General features: G+C 71.4%; 20 protein-coding genes. 14 read left to right on the forward strand and 6 right to left on the reverse strand.

What is annotated here, in order from left to right; all coding sequences use genetic code 11:
* The first annotated feature begins 22 nt into the window (after window positions 1–22).
* Genes FK268_RS12245 through FK268_RS24205 form a run of 10 tightly spaced genes read left to right on the forward strand, consistent with a single transcriptional unit; the run spans window position 23 to window position 10,367 of the window.
* Window positions 23–1,324, forward strand: a complete 1,302-nt coding sequence (locus FK268_RS12245) for a lysine N(6)-hydroxylase/L-ornithine N(5)-oxygenase family protein (protein ID WP_146434322.1) — start codon at window positions 23–25, stop codon at window positions 1,322–1,324.
* On the forward strand, window positions 1,324–2,259 hold the full coding sequence (locus FK268_RS12250) for a methionyl-tRNA formyltransferase (RefSeq protein ID WP_146434580.1): 936 nt from the start codon (window positions 1,324–1,326) through the stop codon (window positions 2,257–2,259). Before FK268_RS12245 ends, FK268_RS12250 begins: the two co-directional genes overlap by 1 nt.
* A 15-nt stretch (window positions 2,260–2,274) precedes the next feature.
* Complete coding sequence (locus FK268_RS12255; protein WP_146434324.1) at window positions 2,275–3,024, forward strand: SDR family oxidoreductase; 750 nt, start codon at window positions 2,275–2,277, stop codon at window positions 3,022–3,024.
* Window positions 3,021–4,676: a (2,3-dihydroxybenzoyl)adenylate synthase gene (locus FK268_RS12260; protein WP_146434326.1), complete on the forward strand. Its 1,656-nt coding sequence runs from the start codon at window positions 3,021–3,023 to the stop codon at window positions 4,674–4,676. Before FK268_RS12255 ends, FK268_RS12260 begins: the two co-directional genes overlap by 4 nt.
* Window positions 4,673–5,296, forward strand: a complete 624-nt coding sequence (locus tag FK268_RS12265) for an isochorismatase family protein (protein WP_146434328.1) — start codon at window positions 4,673–4,675, stop codon at window positions 5,294–5,296. The genes FK268_RS12260 and FK268_RS12265 overlap by 4 nt, the downstream gene beginning before the upstream one ends.
* Window positions 5,293–6,414: an isochorismate synthase gene (locus FK268_RS12270; RefSeq protein WP_146434330.1), complete on the forward strand. Its 1,122-nt coding sequence runs from the start codon at window positions 5,293–5,295 to the stop codon at window positions 6,412–6,414. Before FK268_RS12265 ends, FK268_RS12270 begins: the two co-directional genes overlap by 4 nt.
* A 2-nt stretch (window positions 6,415–6,416) precedes the next feature.
* On the forward strand, window positions 6,417–8,126 hold the full coding sequence (locus FK268_RS12275) for an ABC transporter transmembrane domain-containing protein (RefSeq protein WP_231707047.1): 1,710 nt from the start codon (window positions 6,417–6,419) through the stop codon (window positions 8,124–8,126).
* Complete coding sequence (locus FK268_RS12280) at window positions 8,123–9,901, forward strand: ABC transporter ATP-binding protein (RefSeq protein ID WP_146434332.1); 1,779 nt, start codon at window positions 8,123–8,125, stop codon at window positions 9,899–9,901. The genes FK268_RS12275 and FK268_RS12280 overlap by 4 nt, the downstream gene beginning before the upstream one ends.
* Complete coding sequence (locus FK268_RS12285; protein WP_146434334.1) at window positions 9,898–10,227, forward strand: hypothetical protein; 330 nt, start codon at window positions 9,898–9,900, stop codon at window positions 10,225–10,227. Before FK268_RS12280 ends, FK268_RS12285 begins: the two co-directional genes overlap by 4 nt.
* Window positions 10,218–10,367: a hypothetical protein gene (locus FK268_RS24205; RefSeq protein ID WP_158636094.1), complete on the forward strand. Its 150-nt coding sequence runs from the start codon at window positions 10,218–10,220 to the stop codon at window positions 10,365–10,367. The genes FK268_RS12285 and FK268_RS24205 overlap by 10 nt, the downstream gene beginning before the upstream one ends.
* Window positions 10,368–10,394: 27 nt before the next feature.
* Here the strand turns inward: FK268_RS24205 and FK268_RS12290 are convergent, their stop codons facing one another.
* A complete protein-coding gene (locus tag FK268_RS12290) occupies window positions 10,395–11,045 on the reverse strand; it encodes a TetR/AcrR family transcriptional regulator (protein WP_146434336.1) in 651 nt (216 codons plus the stop codon).
* A 121-nt stretch (window positions 11,046–11,166) separates the two neighbouring features.
* On the opposite strand from FK268_RS12290, the gene ppk2 reads away from it, so the two are divergent.
* The 3 genes from ppk2 to FK268_RS12305 are packed head-to-tail and all read left to right on the forward strand — an operon-like array spanning window position 11,167 to window position 13,863.
* Window positions 11,167–12,105, forward strand: coding sequence for a polyphosphate kinase 2 (ppk2, locus tag FK268_RS12295; protein ID WP_146434584.1), 939 nt, complete (start codon window positions 11,167–11,169; stop codon window positions 12,103–12,105).
* A gap of 52 nt (window positions 12,106–12,157) precedes the next feature.
* Window positions 12,158–13,027: a hypothetical protein gene (locus FK268_RS12300; protein WP_146434338.1), complete on the forward strand. Its 870-nt coding sequence runs from the start codon at window positions 12,158–12,160 to the stop codon at window positions 13,025–13,027.
* Entirely contained in the window at window positions 13,024–13,863 is an 840-nt protein-coding gene (locus FK268_RS12305) for an alpha/beta fold hydrolase (RefSeq protein WP_146434340.1), read from the forward strand. Before FK268_RS12300 ends, FK268_RS12305 begins: the two co-directional genes overlap by 4 nt.
* Before the next feature lie 377 nt (window positions 13,864–14,240).
* Here FK268_RS12305 and FK268_RS12310 read toward each other — a convergent pair whose 3' ends face one another.
* The 5 genes from FK268_RS12310 to FK268_RS12330 are packed head-to-tail and all read right to left on the reverse strand — an operon-like array spanning window position 14,241 to window position 19,371.
* On the reverse strand, window positions 14,241–14,933 hold the full coding sequence (locus tag FK268_RS12310; protein WP_231707048.1) for a L,D-transpeptidase family protein: 693 nt from the start codon (window positions 14,931–14,933) through the stop codon (window positions 14,241–14,243).
* A gap of 52 nt (window positions 14,934–14,985) precedes the next feature.
* Window positions 14,986–15,300, reverse strand: a complete 315-nt coding sequence (locus FK268_RS12315) for a thiamine-binding protein (RefSeq protein ID WP_146434342.1) — start codon at window positions 15,298–15,300, stop codon at window positions 14,986–14,988.
* Complete coding sequence (locus FK268_RS12320; RefSeq protein WP_146434344.1) at window positions 15,297–16,718, reverse strand: amidase; 1,422 nt, start codon at window positions 16,716–16,718, stop codon at window positions 15,297–15,299. Before FK268_RS12320 ends, FK268_RS12315 begins: the two co-directional genes overlap by 4 nt.
* An 11-nt stretch (window positions 16,719–16,729) precedes the next feature.
* A complete protein-coding gene (locus FK268_RS12325; RefSeq protein ID WP_146434346.1) occupies window positions 16,730–17,299 on the reverse strand; it encodes a hypothetical protein in 570 nt (189 codons plus the stop codon).
* Window positions 17,299–19,371 (reverse strand): prolyl oligopeptidase family serine peptidase, encoded by a 2,073-nt coding sequence (locus FK268_RS12330; protein WP_269434224.1) that lies wholly within the window; start codon window positions 19,369–19,371, stop codon window positions 17,299–17,301. The genes FK268_RS12325 and FK268_RS12330 overlap by 1 nt, the downstream gene beginning before the upstream one ends.
* Between FK268_RS12330 and lpdA the strand changes: the two genes are divergently transcribed.
* The gene (gene lpdA / locus FK268_RS12335) at window positions 19,360–20,742 is read left to right on the forward strand and encodes a dihydrolipoyl dehydrogenase (protein ID WP_146434350.1); all 1,383 of its coding nucleotides are present in this window, start codon (window positions 19,360–19,362) and stop codon (window positions 20,740–20,742) included. The two genes, FK268_RS12330 and lpdA, sit on opposite strands and share 12 nt — an antisense overlap.
* Window positions 20,743–20,785 lie beyond the last annotated feature (43 nt).

A 20,785-nucleotide genomic window follows, 5' to 3' on the forward strand; every position in this document is an offset into this window, starting at 1 on the left:
AGGTTGTCGACGAGGGAGATACATGGGACAGCAGCACGCGATCGCCGATGTGGTCGGGATCGGGGCGGGGCCGTCGAATCTGGGGCTCGCCGCGGCCCTCGATGAGCGGAACCGAACGGGCCTGCCGCCGCTGTCGATGACGATCCTCGAACGCAAACCGTCCTTCGCCTGGCACCCGGGCATGCTGCTCGACGGCGCCACCATGCAGATCGCGTTCCTCAAGGACCTGGTGACGCTCCGCAACCCGCGCAGCCCGTTCACCTTCCTGAGCTACCTCGAGGCGCGCGGCCGACTCGTCGACTTCATCAACCACCAGACCTTCTTCCCGACGCGCGTCGAATTCACCGACTACCTCGCGTGGATCGCCGAGAGCGTCTCCGCCCGGATCGACTACGGCACCACCGTCACGGCCGTCGAGCCCGTGGACCCGGCCGTCGACGGTGCGCGGTGGCTCGTCCGGTACACGGGGCCCGACGGAGAGGGCGCCCTCCGCGCCCGGTCGGTCGTCGTGGCGACCGGCCTGCGCGAGCGGCTGCCCGAGTGGGCCAAGGCCGGCCCGCGCCTGTTCCACAATCACCGGCTGCTCGAGCACCTCGCGGTGGCCGACCTGGATCCCACGGCGCCGCACCGCTTCTTGGTCGTGGGCGGCGGGCAGAGCGCCGCCGAAGTCGCGCAGTACCTGCACCGGAACTACCCGAACTCCGTCGTGGAGAGCGTCTTCAACTCCTACGGCTTCCAACCCGCAGACGACAGTCCGTACGCCAACAAGGTCTTCGACCCCGCCGCCGTCGACGACTTCTACGACGCCCCCGACGAGGTGCGCAGCGAGCTCATGGCGCGGCACGCCACAACCAACTACGGCTGCGTCGACCTCGAGCTGATCAACGAGCTCTACGCCGTCGAGTACCAGGAGAAGGTGTCCGGCCATCGCCGTCTGCTGATGCGCCCTGCCACGATCGTCACCTCGGCGGTGGCGTCCGCGACAGGGGTGCGGGTCACCCTGCGTGACCGGATCGCCGATGCGACGAGCGGTCAGGACTACTCGGCCGTGGTGTGCGCCACCGGCTTCAGCTCCACCGGCGTCTCCGACGTGCTCGCCGGGTGGGACGTCGCGCCCGAGCGGATGCGGGTCGGCCGCGACTACGTACTCACCGTCGACGGTGAGCCACTGGACGGCCTGTACGTCCAGGGAGCCACCGAATCCACCCACGGCCTCGGCTCGACGCTGCTGTCGAACGTGGCCGTCCGCGCCGGCGAGATCCTCGACGGGATCGTCGCCGACACCAGCCTGAGCAGCGGCTTCGTGGCCGCGAAGGGAGCATGATGCGCGTCGTCACCTTCGGCTTCCAGACGTGGGGTCACCGCACGCTGTCCGCCGTCCTCGATGCCGGCCACGAGGTCACGCTCGCCGTGACCCATCCGGTCTCGAACAACCCGTACGAGATGATGTGGAACGACTCCGTCGAGGAGCTCGCCGCCTCGCGGGGCGTCCCCGTGCACCTCGCCAAGAAGCCGGACGAGGCTCTCTACGAGGCGGTCTCGGCCGCAGCGCCGGACATCATCGTCGCCAACAACTGGCGCACCTGGCTGCCGAAATCGATCTACTCGATGCCGCGGCTCGGCACCCTCAACATCCACGACTCGCTGCTCCCGAAGTACGCCGGCTTCTCGCCGCTGATCTGGGCGCTCATCAAAGGCGAGACGCACGTGGGCGTCACCGCGCACCTCATGGACGAGGGCCTGGACACCGGGCCGATCATCGCGCAGGAGTCCGTCGCCGTCGGCCCGGCCGACCGCACCGTCGACCTGTTCCACCGCACCGTGGACCTGATCGGCCCGCTGGTGGCCCGCGCGCTCGGCGAGCTGGAAGCAGGCACGGCGCAGCCGATCCCGCAGGATCCCGCCGCCGCGACGTACTTCCACAAGCGCTCCGATGCCGACAGCCGCATCGACTGGTCGTGGCCCGCCGACGCCATCGAGCGGCTGATCCGCGCGCAGTCGGACCCGTACCCGAACGCGCACACCATCTTCCGCGGCGAACGCCTCGCGATCACCGCGGCCTCGGTCTCCACCAAGCGGTACGGGGGCACACCCGGCCGCGTCTGCGTACCCGACGGTGACGGCATCGCCGTCGTCGCCGGCCCCGACGCCTGGCGCGCCGGGAACCCGGCGCTCATCGTCGAGACCGTCCGCACCGCTGACGGTGCCGAGCACCCCGCCGCGAAGATCCTGGGCGACTCCGGCGCCTATCTCGGCTGAACGGTGGGAGCGAACATGCACGCTTTCATCACCGGCGCCGCTTCCGGGATCGGCGCCGCGACCGCCCTGCGGCTCGCGCGCCGCGGGCCCGTCGCCATCGCCGACCGCGACGCCGACGGACTGGTCGACACCGCGCGGGCCGTCACCGCCGCCGGTGGAACGGTCACCTCGCACGTCGTCGACGTGACCGACGCCGACGCCGTCGAGGCCGCCCTCGACGCCGCGGAGAAGGCGGGTGGACCGGTCGATGCGCTCGCGCACTGTGCCGGGATCCTCGTGGCCGGGCCACTCCTCGAGACGGCTGCCGCCGATTGGGCCGCCGCGTTGGCAGTGAATCTCACGGGCACGGTGAACGTGCTCACCGCCGCCGCCCGCCGCATGGCGGACCGGGGAGCGGGCGCGGCCGTCGTCGTCGGCTCCAACGCGGGCAACGGCCCGCGGGTGGGCCTCGGCGCCTACGGGGCGTCGAAGGCCGCCGCGCACAACGCGACCCTGACGCTTGCCCTCGAACTGGCCGGCAGCGGCGTGCGGATCAACGTGGTCGCACCCGGCTCGACCGCCACGCCCATGCAGACCGCCTTCGGGGGTGCGGCCGCAGCCGAGGCGGCGATCGCGGGCGATCTCTCGCGGCACCGGCTCGCGATCCCGTTGGGGCGCATCGCCGATCCCGAGGACATCGCCGGCGCGATCGACTATCTGCTCTCGCCCGATGCGCGGCACGTGACCGCGCACGTACTCACCGTCGACGGAGGCGCCACCGTATGACCAGCACGCAGACCAGGTACTTCCCGGAGGAGTTCGCCGCGCGGTACCGCGCGGCGGGCTACTGGACTTCAGAGACCTTCGCGGACTTCCTGCCCGACGCGGTTGCCCGCTTCGGCGATGCCGAGGCGCTGGTCGCGCAGGACCACACCGGCACACCGGTGCGACTGAGCTACCGCGAGCTGGACAGGGCGGCGGCCGTGACCGCCGTGGGGCTGCGCGCCAAGGGGATCGCCGCGGGAGACCGCGTCGTGCTGCAATTGCCGAACACGGCCGAATTCGTGACGGTGCTGTTCGGGCTCTTCCGGATCGGCGCCGTTCCCGTGTTCGCGCTGCCCGCGCACCGGCGTAGCGAGCTCGTGCACTTCGTGTCGACGTCCGGGGCCAGGGCCCTGATCACCGCCGACACGATCAACCGCTTCGACCACCGTGGCCTCGCCGCCGAGGTGGCCGCGGAGACCGGCGTCGAAGCGCTCGTCGTCGACGACGAGCCGTTCGGGGCCGGCGAGAACGGCGCTACGAGCGGGGCGCCGGTTGCCGTCGACCCGGAATCCCTGGCCTTCCTACAGCTCTCCGGCGGCACCACGGGTGTGCCGAAGCTGATCCCGCGGACGCACGCGGACTACCTGTACTCGGTGCGCGAGTCCGCGAAGATCTGCGGCCTCGGCCCCGGCACGCGCTTCCTGGTGGTCCTGCCCGTGGCGCACAACTTCCCGATGAGCAGCCCCGGCATCCTCGGGGTGCTGTGGGTGGGCGGCACCGTCGTTCTCGGGACGGATCCCGCACCGTCGACGGCCTTCCCGCTGATTGAGGCCGAGCGGGTGACGATGACCTCGCTCGTGCCGCCGCTCGCGATGCTCTGGCTGCAGGCCAGGGCAGGTGGGGGCGCCGGTACCACTGCCGACCTGTCCAGTCTGGACGTGCTGCAGGTCGGGGGCGCGAAGTTCCCGCCCGAGGCCGCGCGGCGCGTGACCCCCGAGCTCGGCTGTCGCCTGCAGCAGGTCTTCGGGATGGCCGAGGGACTGGTCAACTACACGCGCGACGACGACCCCGAGGAGCTCGTGCTCGGCACGCAGGGCCGCGCCATCTCGCCCGACGACGAAGTGCGCGTCCTCGACGAGGACGGCACGCCCGTCGCGCCCGGTGAGCCGGGACTGCTGTGGACCCGGGGGCCGTACACCATCCGCGGCTACCTGGGCGGCGTGGACGCCGAGTCCTTCGACGCGGAGGGCTTCTACCGCACCGGCGACATCGTGCGGCGGCTGCCGAGCGGCCACCTCGTGGTCGAGGGGCGCGCCAAGGACCAGATCAACCGCGGCGGCGAGAAGATCGCCGCCGAGGAGGTGGAGAACCACCTCCTCGCCCATCCGCTCGTCATCGACGCGGCCGTCGTGGCCGTGGCCGACGACTTCCTGGGGGAGCGGACCTGCGCCGTCGTCCTCACGGGCGGGGGCGAGCGGCCCACCGTGCCCGAGCTGAAGAAGTTCGTCCGCTCGCGCGGCGTGGCCGAGTACAAGGTGCCCGACCGGGTGGAGTTCGTCGACGAGTTCCCCACGACGGGCGTCGGCAAGATCAGTCGCCGTGAACTGCGGCGCGCGCTGGCGGATCGCCTCCGACGCGAGGACGACGCGCGCACGAACGAGGAGAAGCTGTGAGCCTGCCGAAGACGGTCGTCTACGACCTGCCCGAGATCGAATGCGCCGACACCGTCGACTGGACGGTCGAACCGTCCCGCGCCGTGCTCCTGATCCACGACATGCAGGAGCACTTCGTGGGCCCCTTCGAGCGCGACGCCGAGCCGCTGCGCACCGTCGTCCCGAACATCGTGGCCCTGCGCGCCGCGGCCCGCGCCGCCGGCGTGCCCGTCGTCTACACGGCGCAACCGGGCGATCAGGACCCGGAGGAGCGCGCCCTGCTCACCGACTTCTGGGGCCCGGGCCTGACGACGGCGAACCAGGACATCATCGGCGAGCTGAGCCCCGCCGATGACGACGTGCTGCTCACCAAGTGGCGCTACAGCGCCTTCGCCAAGTCGGACCTCGCCGAGCGGATGCGCGCCTGGGGCCGCGATCAGCTGGTGATCGTGGGCATCTACGCGCACATCGGGATCATGACGACGGCGCTCGACGCCTTCATGCGCGACGTGCAGCCCTACGTGGTGCGCGACGCCGTCGCCGACTTCTCCGCCGAGGATCACGCGGGCGCTCTCACCTACGTCTCGGGCCGATGCGGCAGAGTGGAGACCACGGGCACGGTTCTGGAGGCAATGCGATGACGGCGAGCACGAGCGGGGAGAGCGACCATCAGCACTTCCTGCTGACCGCGGCCGGCCAGCGCCTGGCGGCGCGGGGCACCGCGGGGACCTTCACCGACCCGTACGCCGCGGCGGCCGCGCTGCGCGCCGGCAGCGTGCCCGCAGTGGTGGGTGCGCTGCCCTTCGACCTGGCCGATCCCGCCGCGCTGACGGTGCCCGAGCACTTCGGTGACGTGGCGGTGGCCACCGGAAGCGGAGCGAGCGGGGCCGATGCCCGGGCCGCCGGCACCGCCGCCGAGCTGCCGACGCTGACCCAGACCGCGCAGCACCCCGCGCCGGCCGAGCACGTCGACCGGGTGCGCCGCGCCATCGCGCTCATCGGCGACTCCGAGCTGCAGAAAGTCGTGCTGGCGCGCGCCGTCGACTTCGAGGCCGATGCGCCGCTCGCCCCGATCGCCGTGGCCGCCGCGCTGGAGCAGCGCGACCTCGAGGGCAACGCCTTCGCCGTGGACCTCGGCGCTGCGGGGGAGACCTACCGCGGCCGCTGGCTGGTCGGCTCGAGTCCCGAGATCCTCGTCGGCCGGATGGGCGGCACCGTCTTCTGCCACCCCTTCGCGGGGACCGCGACCTCGCCCGACGGGCTGTTGGACTCATCGAAGGACCGCGAGGAGCACGCCTACGTCGTCGACGAGATCGCGTCCGCGCTCGCGCCGCTGTGCGCGGAGCTCGACGTGCCCGCCGCACCGTCGGTCACCCGGGCCGGGCCCGTGTGGCACCTCGGCACCAAGATCGAGGGCCGCCTGGCCGATCCGTCGACCACCGCGCTCGACCTCGCGCTCGCGCTGCACCCCACCCCCGCCGTCTGCGGTTTCCCGCGGCGCACCGCCGCCCGCGCCATCGCCGACATCGAGGGCGAGCGGGGCTTCTACGCCGGGGCCGTCGGCTGGACCACGGCGAACGGCGACGGGCACTGGCGCGTCAGCATCCGGTGCGCCGAGCTCGACGGTGCGCGGCTGCGCGCCTACGCGGGCGGCGGCATCGTCGGCGCCTCCGATCCGCAGGCCGAGCTCGTGGAGACCCGCAACAAGCTGCGCACCGTGCTGGGCCCGTTCCGGCTCACCGAGACCGCGCGGAGCTGAGGGTGGCGGACTGGACCGGCAGCAGGCTGCCGGTGTTCTTCGAGGCGCTCGAACAGCAGCCCGACCACCGGCCGATCGCGGTCGACGCCGCGACCACGCCGCGGCAGCTGGTGCTGCGCACGACGTTCGGCAACCCGTCGCGCACGCTGCCCGCGGGCCTGCTCATCATCGGGCACCAGGTGGGCGAGGCGCTGGTGCCGGTGGTGATGGGCCTCGCGATCGACCGGGCCGTCCAGACCGGCGACTGGGCGGCCACGATCCGCTGGGTGCTGGTGCTGGCGGTCCTGTTCGCCTTCCTCTCGTTCAGCTACCGGTTCGGTTCGCGCATCGGCTTCCTCGGCATGAACACGGTGCAGCACCGGCTGCGCACCCAGGTGACCGACCGGATCCTCGATCCGCGCGGTCTCGGCGGCGGGCATCCGCCCGGGGTGCTGCTCTCCATCGCCACGTCCGACGTGCAGCGGCTGGCGATGTCGGTCGCGCTCGGGCTCTACCCCGTGGGTGAGCTCGCGGCCATCGTCTTCTGCGGCGTGGTGCTGCTGTCGATCTCCTGGCAGCTGGGCCTGCTGGTTCTGCTCGGTGCGCCCGCGATGCTGTGGTGCCTCGACAAGGCGGGCGGGTCGCTGCGCGCGCGTAGCGAGGCCGAACAGCGCGCCGCCGGCGAGGCAGCCGGGGCCGCGGCCGATCTCGTCGCCGGGTTCCGCGTGGTCAAGGGCATGCACGCCGAGGCCGAGGCGGACCGTCGCTACCGGTCCGCGAGCGCCCGCGCCCTCGCCGCCGTCATCAAGGCCCGCCGTTCCGAGGGCGTCTACGTCGGGGCGATGGAGGCCGTCGCCGCCGTCTTCGTCGTGCTCGTGGGCGTGCTGGCAGGCATCAAGACCGTGCACGGCGACCTCACCGTCGGACAGCTCATCACCGTCGTGGGCCTCACCCAGGTGGTCATGGCGCCGCTGCAGGCGATGGGCACCAACGTCGGCAAGTTCTGGGTCGCGGGGAACGCCTCCGCGAAGCGCGTGCTCATGGTCTTGCAGGCGCCCTTCGCGCGCGACGAGGGCGCTCTGCACGCGCACGACGGCGACGCGGTGCCCGTGCGCATCACGGGGATCCCCGCGGGCGACGGCGTCGTCGACCTGGAGTTCCCGTCCACCGGCGTCACCGCCGTCGTATGCGGCGCCGAGACCACCGCGGCCGCGACCGCGCTGCTGGCGCGGACCGGGGCGCCGCGCCCCGGTGCGTCGGTCACCGTCGGTGACACCGATCTGTACGACCTCATCCAGCCCGCCGCGCTGCGGACGGTCCGCGTCGCGCCGCATGCCACCACGCTGTTCGAGGGCACCGTCGAGGAGAACGTCGCCGCGGGCGGAGCGCCGGACCGCGTCGCCGCCGCGCTCCTCGCCGCCGCCTGCGACGACGTCCTGGATGTCCTGCCCGACGGACTGCGGACCTCGGTCGGCGAGGCCGGGCGGCTGCTCTCCGGCGGCCAGCGGCAGCGCGTCGCGCTGGCTCGCGCCCTCGCCAGCGACACCCGCACGCTCGTGCTCGTCGACCCCACCAGCGCGGTCGACTCCGTCACCGAGGCCACGATCGCCGGCCGGCTGGGCGCGGCCCGCGAGGGCCTCGCCACCGTCGTCTTCACCGCGTCCCCCACACTCATCGCCGCGGCCGACACAGTGCTCACCGTGACCCCCGCCGGAGCGGAGGTCCGCGTATGACCGCGCCCACGACCACGGGAACGCTGCCGATCGCGACGGGTGCCGCCACCTTCCGGTACGCCCGCGGGCTGCTCGCGGGCGAGCGTGGTGCGCTCGCCGTGGTCTTCGCGGTGCTACTCGCGGGTGCCGCGCTCGGCCTCGCCGTGCCCTGGGGTTTCGGCGCGATGGTGGACGTGGCGATCGAGGACGGCGGCTACCGCGACGTGCTGCGGATCGGCGGGCTCATGGCGGCCGCGGCGATCGCCTCCGCGGCGTTCACCGGCCTCGGCATCGCGCTGACCGCGCAGCTCTTCGAGACCGCGCTGGCGCGCCTGCGCGAATCGATGGTCGGCGCCGCGCTCCGTCTCTCGCAGGCGCGGGTCGAGGAGGCCGGTTCCGGCGACCTGGTCTCGCGGGCCACCGACGACGTCGGCGTGGTCAGCCAGGCCATCTCCCGCGGCGTGCCCGCCCTCGCCCGGTCGGGATTCGCCGTCGCGGTGACCATCGCGGGTTTCGCGGCGCTGGACTGGCGGTTCCTGCTCGTCGTCGTCGTGGTGCTGCCCGTCTACGTGCTCGGCGCGCGGATGTACGTGCGCGCCGCTCCGCCCGTCTACCGCGCCGAGCGGGTCGCGATGGCCGAGCGCGCGCACCACATGCTCGGCTCCATCCGCGGACTGCCCACCGTCCACGCCTACGACCTGATGGACCGCGCCGGCCTGCGCGTCAGCGACGGATCCTGGCGCGTGGTGCGGTGGACGATGCGCGCCCGCATCGTGCAGAACCGCCTCTTCGGACGGGTCAACCTCGCCGAGTTCGTCGGCATGGCCGCGATCCTCGTGCTCGGCTTCGCCCTGGTCGACGCGCGTCTCGTCACCGTCGGCGCCGTCACCACCGCGATGCTGCTCTTCCTGCGCCTGTTCGGGCCGATCGGCGCGCTGCTCATGGTCATGGACGACATCCAGTCGGCGGGCGCCTCGCTGGCCCGCATCGTCGGCGTCATCACGCTCGCCGACGACGACGCGTCGAGCGCACCGTCGGGCGAGGTGCCCGTGCGCGACGGGCCGCCCGCGGTCGAGGTCGACGCCGTCGCGTTCGGCTACGGCACCGGGCGCCGCGTGCTCGACGCCGTCAGCGTCCGCATCGCGCCGGGGGAGACGGTCGCCGTGGTCGGAACGTCGGGCGCGGGCAAGAGCACTCTCGCCGCGCTCATCGCCGGAGTGCACACGCCCGACGCGGGCGTCGTGCGGATCGGCGGGACGGACCTCGCGACGCTGCCGGACGCCGCGGCGCCGGTGTTGCTCACCCAGGACGTGCACGTCTTCGCCGGCACCCTCGCCGAGGACCTGCGCATGGCGGCACCGTCGGCCACCGACGAGGAGCTGCGCGCCGCACTCGAACGGGTGGGCGCGGGCGAGTGGGTGGCGGAGCTCGGCGGTGGATTCGAGGCCGGCCTGGAGACCGTCGTCGGCGCCGGCGGGCACGCGCTCACGCCGCAGCGCGAGCAGCAGCTCGCGCTGGCCCGCCTGGTCCTGCTCGACCCGCCCGTCGCGATCCTCGACGAGGCCACCGCCGACGCCGACAGTGCCGACGCCGACGTGCTGGAGGAGGCCGCGCAGGCCGCGCTCGCCGGACGCACCGCCCTCGTCGTGGCGCACCGGCTCAGCCAGGCCGCGCGGGCCGATCGGATCCTGGTGATGGAACGCGGCGCCGTCGTCGAACAGGGCACGCACGACGAACTGCGGCGTTCCGGCGGACGGTACGCCGCGCTGTGGTCCGCGTGGAGCCGACACCGGTGAGCGTGGAGTACGCGATCGGCCCCCTCCGCCCCGGTGACGGAGAGGCGATCGCGGCATGGCGGTACGAACCGCCCTGGGACGTCTACGACCTCGCGCCCGACGAGGCCCCGACCGCGGACGAGGGCTACCTCGGCGTCTACGACGGCGACGTCCTGCTCGGCTTCTTCTGCACCGGGGAGGAGGCCCGCGTCCCCGGCCTCGCCGCGGAGTCGTCGACCTCGGGGTCGGCATGGCTCCGGATCGCACCGGGGCCGGGCGCGGCGCGGGTTTCGCGCGCGCCGTCATCGCCCACCTGCGCGCCGACGGCGCCACCCGCGTGCGTGTAGTGGTCCAGGCGTGGAACGCCCGCAGTCTTCGGCTGTCGACAGGGCTCGGCCTGCAGCGGACCGGCGTCGTCGTCGTGGAGCAGGGCGGCGAGGAGGTCGAGTACGCGGTGCTCGAGGGCGATCTGCGCGACCTTCCGTAGCTCCGCCCGGGTGAACTCGTCCGGGCGTCAGGCGCCGTGGAAGGCGCGGTAGACCGCCGAGCCGTAGAACGCGCCGATCCGCTGCGAGTCGCCCCGCCACTGCGGACCGGCGTCGTCCGGCCGGCCGTCGAGCATGGAACGCACCGCGGCCTCGCACGCCGAGACGAAGAGCTCCATCAGCATGGGCAGCTTCTCGTCGAGGTCCTGCATGTCCCACCAGCGGATGAGGGCGGGCCGGATCCATTCCTCGGCCTGCTTCGCGAGCGTCGCGCGGGCGCCGCGCACCCGGTGCACGACCTCCGGATCGGTGACGCCGGAGAACAGCAGCTGCCAGGTGTCGGCGCGCTCGTTGACCGCGTCGAGGAGGCCGCGCATGCCGATGATGAAGGCCGTCTCGGGGTCCTCGCCGTGCGCGCTGTGCAGCGACGTGAGGACGTAGGTCATCATCGTCTCGGTCTCGCGGTCGAGCAGCTCGGTGATGAGCGCGACGCGATCCGGGAAACAGGAGTAGATCACGGGCCGGGTCACCTGCAGGCGGTCGGCGACGGTGCCGATCGTGACGGCGGGCAGGCCGTCACGCGCTGCGATCTCCAGCGCGGCGTCGAGGACCTGGGGGCGGCGGCGCTCGGGCCCGAGGTGTTCGGCACGGCGGCGTCCGCGGTTCGCGGTGGTAGGCATTCCGCACATTTTACGCGGGTGGGCTGCTCGGTGGCCCGTCCCGGCGCGCCGGAGGTCCGCACCGCCCGTTCATGCGACGTTCACCATCCGGTCCGCGCCTACCCGTAGCCTTCGCCCCGTGATGGATCTCGACCTGCCCGTGGGCATCGATTTGAGTGCGGTCAGCGGCCGCGAGGCGCTGCAGAAGATCGTCGACCTCCGGGCGACCGAGGGCTTCTCGGTGAACGACGACGATGACGACGATCCGGTTCTGCTCACCCCCGAGCGTCATGTCGTCGACACGTGGCGCGAGGGCTACCCGTACACGGAGCGGCTGGCCCGGTCCGAGTACGAGCGGGACAAGCGCCTGCTGCAGATCGAGCTGCTCAAGCTGCAGCGCTGGGTCAAGGACACCGGCCAGCGGCTGGTCATCGTCTTCGAGGGCCGCGACGCCGCGGGCAAGGGCGGCACCATCAAGCGCTTCATGGAGCACCTCAACCCGCGTGGCGCGCGCGTGGTGGCGCTGGTCAAGCCCACCGAGCGCGAGGCCGGCGAGTGGTACTTCCAGCGCTACATCGATCACTTCCCGACCAAGGGCGAGATCGTCCTGTTCGACCGCTCCTGGTACAACCGCGGCGGCGTCGAGCGGGTCATGGGCTTCTGCTCGGATGAGCAGCACGAGCGCTGGATGCACCAGGTGCCGCTGTTCGAGAAGATGCTGGTCGAGGACGGCATCGACGTGACCAAGTTCTGGTTCTCCGTGACGCAGCTCGAGCAGCGCACCCGCTTCGCGATCCGCCAGATCGACCCCGTGCGGCAGTGGAAGCTCTCGCCGATGGACCTCGCCTCGCTGGACAAGTGGGACGGCTACACCGCGGCGAAGGAGGAGATGTTCACCGCGACGGACACCGACTACGCGCCGTGGACCGTGGTGAAGAGCAACGACAAGAAGCGCGCCCGCCTCAACGCCATGCGCTACATCCTGGACAAGTTCGACTACGACAACAAGGACATGGACGTCCTCTCCACCGGGCCGGACCCGCTCATCGTCGGGCGCGGCCGCGACCTGATCAGCGACTGATCGGCAGCGGAGCGGAGCGGGTGCGCCGGGTCCGTCGAGTACCGTTGTCGCCGTGCGTTCTCTGACGGCTTTCCTCCTCGTGCTCGTGGCGATCGCTGCCACGTTCGTGGCGGTCCCCGCCGCCTGGGCGAAGAACACGGTGCTCGACCGCGCCGAGTTCACCACGCTCATGGAACCGCTGGGCCGCGACGCCGGCGTGCAGGACGCGATGGCGCAGGAGATCGCCCAGCAGGTGCAGCGCTTGCTCACCGAGCAGGGCGATGCCCGGCCGCCGCTCGAGGCGATCACTCCCTACGTCTCGACCTACGTGCACGGGCCGCAGTTCCCCGCCGCGTTCACCGAGGCCGTGGGCCAGGTCCACACCTGGCTACTGGTGCGGCCCACCGCGGAGCAGCGCCTGCGCGGCGCCACCACCGCCGAGATCGATCTCGCGCCGATGATCCGCGACGTGGCGGCCGCCAACAACGTCAAGGTGAACGTCCCCGAGCGGGTCACCATCGACCTGTCCGGCACCGGCGCCAACCGGGACCTGTTCCGGGCCGGACGGTACGCCTCCGTCGCCGACACGATCCGGCAGGCGGCGTGGATCGCGCCCCTGACGGCGATCGCCGCCGCGCTGCTCGCGCTCCTGGCCGCGCACCGTCGGGGATTCATGCTGTTCTACCTGGGGCTCGGCGTCGCGGTGGCGGCGGGAGTCACCTGGATGCTGTGCGTGGCCGCGCCGTCGTACGTGACGAGCCGCAGCGGGTCCGGCGGCCTGAGCCCGACGGTGCTCGACGCGGCGATCGCGCAGGTGACGAAGAGCCTGACGCCGTGGATCGTGACCGAGGCCGCGGTGGGCGGTGCCCTGGCGCTGTTGGGGCTGATCTTCGGCGGTTTGGGGGCGGTCGCCGCGCGCCGTGCGGAACGGCGGGCCTGGTGAGGTCGACGGCGCGGCCCACCGTCGCGACCTTGACCTACAAGGACGGCACCACGAACCCCGTCCGGATCTTCCGGGGACCGGATCCTGCGGCGCCCGTGCTGATGATCTGGCCGGGCGTGAACGTACCGGCCGGGTACTTCGACGACTTCGGCCGCGGACTGATCGACGCCGGGTTCAACGCGCTGGTCTCCGAGCTTCGGGGGCAGGGGGATTCGCGGCCCCGCGGTGCCGCAGGCACCCACGGTTTCCAGGACGTGGTGGTCGAGGACTATCCCGCCGTGTCGGCCCTGGCTCGCCAGAAGTTCCCCGACGCTCCACGAATCCTGCTGGGGCACAGCCTGGGTGGCCTGATGGGCACGATGTACGCGGCGCGGGCCCGACGGAATCTCGCCGGCGTGATCCTGATCGCCTGTGGCACGGGGTATTACAAGCTCGACGGCCTCTCGGGGACGGCTCGCCGGATCGGGACGTCGGTGGCCGCGCGTGCCGCAGCCCGACGGGGCCACTGGTCCGGTCCGGACGGACTGGGCGAGGTTCCCGCCGGGATCGTCGCCGATTTCGATCACCTCGTGCAGACCGGCGACTTCAACGTCGCCGGTGCGGATGTGGACTACGAGGCCAGGCTGGCCGGCACGCGCACGCCGGTGCTGACGGTGGCGATCGCCGGCGACGAGCTGGTGTCGGATCGGCAGTCGCGGTTCGTGGGGGAGAAGTTCGCCGCGTCCGAGCACCTGCGGATCGAGGAGTCGCTGGGGCACAACCAGTGGATCCTCTCGCCCGATGCGGTGATCCCGGCGTTGTCGGGGTGGATCGCGCAGTCCCTGTCGCGCGGCTGAGGGCGGTCGCCGCCGGATGGGTGTAGTCGGTCGCGACAGCGATGCGTCCGGCGTATACCCCTACGAAAGGGCAGTTCAGTAAGGTATTTGAGGGTGGGGCGATGCGTGCGACGCATCGCTTCCGTGTCGGCGTGAGCGGCGCAGCCGTCATCGATGGTCGGGTATCCGTGTTCGTCCCCTGCGCGACGCCGATCCGCAGGCCCGCCGTTCGCTCCCCGACGGGAAGCCGTTCGTGCGGTAGGGGACCGGCCTACCCCCGCGCCGCGTTCCGTCCCCCGCTGGACGCCGGACAAGGTTGGTAGGGGACCGGTCCACCCCCGCGCGGCATTTCCTCCCCTGCTGGGCGCCGGGGCGCTGCTGGCGGTGAGTGCTGGAGGTCAGCCCGCGAGGCCGGTGACCAGCACCGGGTTGTGCGCGGGTGCCAGCCATTTCAGCAGGGTGATCAAGTCGTCGCGGCCGATGGCCACGCAGCCGAGGGTCGGCTGACCGTCGGTGACGTGCAGGAACATCGCGCCGCCCTTGCCCGGCGTGTGGCTCGGGTTGTTGTCGAAGTGCACGGCGTAGTCGTACACGGGGCCCGCGTCGTAGAGGTTCTCGCTCTGCGGGCCGGGGCTGGCGGCCTGTACGATCATCCGGTCGTAGGTCGGCGAGGCGACGTTGCCGTCCCACCAGTGCTGATTCGTCACCTTGGTGTACGGGAGCGCGGTGCCGGGGTTGTCCTGCCGGCCGAACGCCAGGTCGAGGGTGAAGACGCCGAACGGGGTGCGGGGCACGCCGTCCTTGCCCTCGCCGATGCCCTGCGACCCGACCTTGCCCGGGACCGGGCCGTAGACCTTCGTCCAGCCCTGCGCGAGCAGTGCCCAGGCCGAGACCTGCACGTCGGTCGAGGAGAACGACGGTGCCGCCACCGTGATGATCTCCCTGGCCGCCGGCGCGGCCGCGACCGCGGCGTCGAGCAGCGCCTTGTCGGCGTCGGCCGCCATCGCCTGCGGGAGCGTCAGCGATGAGGCGAGCGCTGCGGCAGGGAGGGCAGCGAGTCCCACCAGCACCTGACGCCTCTTGAGAAACATGCGTCACAGTATGGCACAGAATGGGTCCGCACACCGCGGTGTGCTGGAGTGCCTACGTGCCAGTCCGCAGGTGCTGCTCCACGCGCTCGACCTTGGCGGTGAGCTGGCCGGTGTGGCCGGGGCGGATGTCGCACTTGACCACGAGGGAGACGCGCGGCGCGGACTCTGCGAGGCGATCGACGCACGCCTTGATCACCGCCATCACCTCGTCCCACTCGCCCTCGATGTTGGTGAACATCGCGTTGGTCTCGTTGGGCAGGCCACTGGCGCGGACGATGGCGACGGCCTCCGCGACGGCGGCGGCGACACCACCGTCGGGATCGTCGTGGTCGCCACCCATCGGGCTGATCGAGAATGCAGCGATCATTGCTTTCCTTCCAGTTCAGGGCGGTGCGAGTCGAAGAGTCGTCCGCGTCGTTCCTCGAGCGCGCTGCCGAGCGAGAGCACCACGTCATCGTCGTACGGATGCCCGACGATCTGGATGCCCGTCGGCATACCGCACGTCGCGAAGCCGCTGGGCACCGCGAGTACCGGGCAGCGATTGTTGACGTTGAAGGGCATCGTCAGCAGGCCGTCGGTCCACGGGACGGTGCGGCCGTCGATCTCGATGCCGTCCGCCATCGTCTCGCCGGCGGGGAAACCGACTGCGGCACTGGTCGGGCAGATCAGCGCGTCGAAGCCCGTCATCGCCTCGGCGAGGCCCTGCTGGAAGGCGTACTCCGCGCGGGCCGCGTCGAACATCGTGAAGTGCTCGCGCGCAGACGACGCCAGGGTGAGGAAGTCGCGCGCGTAGTCGGTCATCTCGGCGGTGCGATCGCCCACAATTGTGCCCATCATGGACGCCGTCATCTGGGCGAAGTGCGCGGCGAGGCCGGTGCGCATGACGTCCAGATCCCACCCCATCCGCACCTGTTCGACGGTGGCCCCTGCCGCGGCGAGGTCGTCGGCCGCGGCGCGGGCGTTCGCGATCACCTCGGGGCCCACGGTGTAGCCGTCGAGGTCGGGGGAGAACGCGATGCGCATGCCGCGCACGTCGCGGTCGGCGCTGAGCGGGACGGCCGGCAGCGATGACTGATCGCGTTTGTGCCGCCCAGCGATCAGCCGGGTGCCGAGCAGCATGTCGTCCATCGTGCGGCCCAGGACGCCGTCGCCGCGGTAGTAGTCCAGAGTGCTCGGCCCGGTGGCCGGCACACGTCCGTACGGCGCCTTGTAGCCGACGGTGCCGGTGAAAGACGCAGGACCGCGGGTGGATCCGCCGATGTCGGAGACGGTCGCCAGGGTGGTCATGCCGGCGGCGACGGCCGCCGCCGAACCGCCGGACGAGCCGCCCGGCGAATACTCCGTGTTCCACGGATTGCGGCTCACACCCCACTTGATCGTGTGCGTGAAGGTGGCGATGCAGAACTCCGGGGTCGCGGTGCGGGCGTGGAAGATCGCACCCGCGGCGCGCAGGCGTTCGACGACCGGGTGGTCCTCCTCCGGCACGTAGCCGTCCCAGGCCAGGGAGCCCTCCGTGATCCGGTGCCCCGCGATCGCATGCTTCTCCTTCACCGCGACCGTGATGCCGTCGAGCGGCAGCGGATCACCGTCGCGATAACGCCGCTCGGCCGCGGCGGCCGCGGCGAGCGCCGAATCGTCGAGCCGCTCCACGATCGCGCCGAGCCGACCGTCGACGCGGTCGATCCGGTCCAACTGCGCCTGAAGCACCTCGACGGGTGACGTCTCGCGCCTGCGGAAGGCGTCCAGCAGGTCGCGCGTGGAGGAGTACAGCGGATCGATCGTCATGATGATTCCTCTCAGGTCGTGCTGGTGCCGGAAGTGGTGGTCGTCAGCAGGACGCGAAGAGCGCTCGCGCCGTAGGTGATCGTGCAGAGCGCGAGGGCGAGGCCGGCGAGCGCATGACCGGCGCCGGTGCTGAGGGAACCGGTCGCCATCAGCACGATCGCCACGGACGGTCCGACGGTGCCGACCACCCCGGTCGCGATGTGCAGGCGGAACTGCGGGTGGGCGAGGACGAGGACGAAGAAGTGCAGCCCGACCACCAGTGCGATGGCGGGCATGATGTACGCCGGGTGCCCGGTCTTGCCGAGCACCACGATCGCGGCGATGGCTCCCACGAACTCCAGCGCCACGGCGGTCCGGAACACCCGCTGGGTCCTGCGTGGCTCCCCGGCTGCGGGCTCGTCCGAGGCGGACGGCGCGACGGGGCCCCGTCCGGCGGCCACGACCGCACCGGCGACGAGTGCCACGCCGAGCAGCACGACCACCACCGCGGCCACGGGAAACGCGGTCAGGCCCATGAGCGACCACAGCACCGTCATCGCGCCCATGAAGATCGCGAGCCACCTCGCCGTCCGGACGGGCATCACTTATCGTCCGAACCCAGCTCGCGCCACAGGAACTCGTAGGCGAGAGCGGACTTGAACGCCGCCTGCTTGTTGTCGGCAGCGCCGCCGTGGCCGCCCTCGATGTTCTCGTAGTAGTCCACGTCGATGCCGCGCGCCTGCAGTGCGGCGACGAACTTGCGGGCGTGGCCGGGATGCACCCGGTCGTCGCGGGTCGACGTGGTGACCAGCAGCGCGGGCAGGTCGCCGGGACCGCCGGGAAGATTGTGGTACGGCGAGTACTCGCTGATGTACGCCCACTGCGCGGGATCGTCCGGATCGCCGTACTCCGCCATCCACGAGGCGCCCGCGAGGAGCTGGTGGTAGCGCCGCATGTCGAGCAGCGGAACCTGGCAGACGATGGCGCCGAACAACTCCGGGTAGCGCGTGTACATCACACCCATGAGCAGCCCGCCGTTCGACCCGCCCTGCGCGCCCAGCTGCGCCCGCGTCGTGATGCCCCGTTCCACGAGATCCTTCGCGACCGCGGCGAAGTCCTCGTACGCGCGCAGGCGGTTCTCCTTGAGCGCGGCCGTGTGCCAGTCGGGTCCGTACTCGCCGCCGCCGCGGATGTTCGCCAGCACGTAGACGCCGCCGCGAGCGATCCACGAACTGCCCGACACCGCGGTGTAGTCCGGCGTCAGCGAGACCTCGAAGCCGCCGTAGCCGTAGAGCAGGGTCGGCTGCGGCCCGTCCGCGGGCTTGCGCACCACGAAGTAGGGGATCTGCGTGCCGTCCTCGCTGGTCGCGAAGAACTGCTCCGCGGTCACGCCCTCGGCGTCGTAGAACGCGGGTGCCGACTTCAGCGGCTCCACCGAACCGCCCGCCGTGCCGTGCAGCAGCGTCGGCGGCAGGGTGAAACCGCTCGCGGTGGCGAAGATCTCGTCGCCTTCGCGCGGATCCGTGTAGTAGACGCCGATCTCGGCGAGTTCCGGGAAACCCCGCGTCTCCCGCTTCTCCCACGTCCCCGGCTCCAGGGTGTGCAGCTCCGAGCGCACGTCCCGCATCGTCGACAGCAGCAGATACGACTTAGTCCACGCGTACCCGGCCAGGGCGGTGTGCGCATCCGGCGTGAAGACGGTGCTGTACTCGCGCGAGCCGGCGCGGTAGGCGTCGAAGTCGAAGGCCACCAAGGCACCCGGGGGAACGGTCCCCGTCGGCAGTTCCCACTCGGACTTCGGGCGCACCAGCAGCCGCGACTCGTGCACGTCCGCATCGGAATCGGTCGGGACGTCGATCCGCTCCAGCGCCAGCGTCTCCGGCTCGAGCAGGTAGATCTCGCTGTTGTAGAAGTCGATGGCGCGCGTGACGAAATGCCGCTCGTAACCGGGGGTGTCGTCGTAGCCGGCGCCGATGGAGACGTCCGAGTGGTGGCCCTCGTAGACGATGTCCGCGTGGCCGAGCGGGGTGCCGCGGCGCCACCGCTTCACCACACGGGGGTAGCCGGAATCGGTGAGCGATCCGGGGCCGAAGTCGGTGCCCACGTAGACGGTGTCCTTGTCGATCCACGAGATCCGGCTCTTCGCCTCCGGGAGGGAGAAACCGTCGCCCACGAATTCGCGGCGGGAGATGGAGAACTCCCGCACCACCGTCGCGTCGGCGCCACCGCGGGAGAGGGAGACGAGTGCGCGGTCGTACCGCGCACCGTCGGGCGACTCGGCGCGGAGGACGGCGGCCCCGCCCCACACCCAGTTCTCGCCCTCGGCCTCGCGGAGGGCGTCGACGTCGATGACCACGTCCCACTCGGGGCTGTCGGTGCGGAAGGACTCCAGGGTGGTGCGGCGCCACAGCCCGTACGGGTGGTCGGCGTCGCGCCAGAAGTTCCACAGGTACTCGCCGCGCCGCACCGGATAGGGGATGCGCTGGTCGGTGTCCAGAATGGCGAGCACGCCCGACTGGATCTCCTCGAACCGCGGTCCGGTCAGGCGTGCGGTACTCGCGGCGCCCTGCTCCCTCGCCCAATCGAGGGCAGTGGCGGATTCCACTTCTTCGAGCCATGCGTACTGGTCCATGGACTCCACACTAGGGCTAGGCTGAAAGCCGTGGCTGATCACTTTGACACTGTTGTTCTCGGCGCAGGCCCAGGAGGCTACGTCGCTGCTATTCGCGCCGCCCAACTCGGGCAGAAGGTCGCGGTCATCGAGGAGAAGTACTGGGGCGGTGTGTGCCTGAACGTGGGCTGCATCCCGTCGAAGGCGCTCCTGAAGAACGCCGAGCTGGCGCACACCTTCACGCACAAGGCGCAGCTCTTCGGCATCTCCGGTGACGTCTCGTTCGACTTCGGCGCCGCCTTCGACCGCAGCCGCAAGGTATCGGAGGGGATCGTCAAGGGCGTTCACTTCCTGATGAAGAAGAACAAGATCACCGAGATCAACGGCTACGGCACCTTCGTGGACGCCCACACCATCCAGGTGGGCGATCAGACGGTGACGGGCGACAACATCATCATCGACACGGGTTCGACGGTCCGCCTGCTCCCGGGCGTCACGCTGTCCGACAACGTGGTCACCTACGAGGAGCAGATCCTCACCCGCGACCTCCCCGAGTCGATCGCCATCGTCGGTGCCGGCGCGATCGGCATGGAGTTCGCCTACGTTCTCAAGAACTACGGCGTGGACGTCACCATCATCGAGTTCCTCGACCGCGCGCTGCCCAACGAGGACGCCGACGTCTCCAAGGAGATCGCCAAGCAGTACAAGAAGCTGGGCGTGAACATCCTGACCTCCACCAAGGTCGAGTCGGTCGACGATCAGGACTCGCAGGTCGTCGTGAAGTACACCGGCCCCAAGGGCCCGGGCGAGATCACCGTCTCCAAGGTGCTCATGAGCATCGGCTTCGCGCCCCGCGTCGAGGGCTTCGGCCTCGAGAAGACGGGCGTCGCCCTCACCGAGCGCGGCGCCATCGCCATCGACGACTACATGCGCACCAACGTGCCGGGCGTCTACGCCATCGGCGACGTCACCGCGAAGCTGCAGCTCGCGCACGTCGCCGAGGCGCAGGGTGTCGTCGCGGCCGAGACGATCGCGGGCGCCGAGACCCAGGCGCTGGGCGACTACCGCATGATGCCGCGCGCCACCTTCTGCCAGCCGCAGGTCGCCTCGTTCGGCCTCACCGAGCAGCAGGCCAAGGACGAGGGCTACGACGTCAAGACCGCGACCTTCCCGTACACGGCGAACGGCAAGGCCCAGGGTCTCGGCGACGCCGTGGGCTTCGTCAAGCTGGTCTCCGACGCCAAGTACGGCGAGCTGCTCGGCGGCCACCTCATCGGCCCCGACGTCTCCGAGCTTCTGCCCGAGCTGACCCTCGCGCAGAAGTGGGACCTCACCGTCAACGAGCTCGCGCGCAACGTGCACACGCACCCGACCCTGTCGGAGGCGCTGCAGGAGTCCATCCACGGCCTCGCCGGCCACATGATCAACCTGTAGGTACCGCTTTCCCGTCGGCCCGGCACCGTTCTCGACGGTGCCG

Origin of the sequence: Tsukamurella sputi (assembly GCF_007858445.1) — a bacterium.
In the GTDB taxonomy this organism is placed as follows: domain Bacteria; phylum Actinomycetota; class Actinomycetes; order Mycobacteriales; family Mycobacteriaceae; genus Tsukamurella; species Tsukamurella sputi.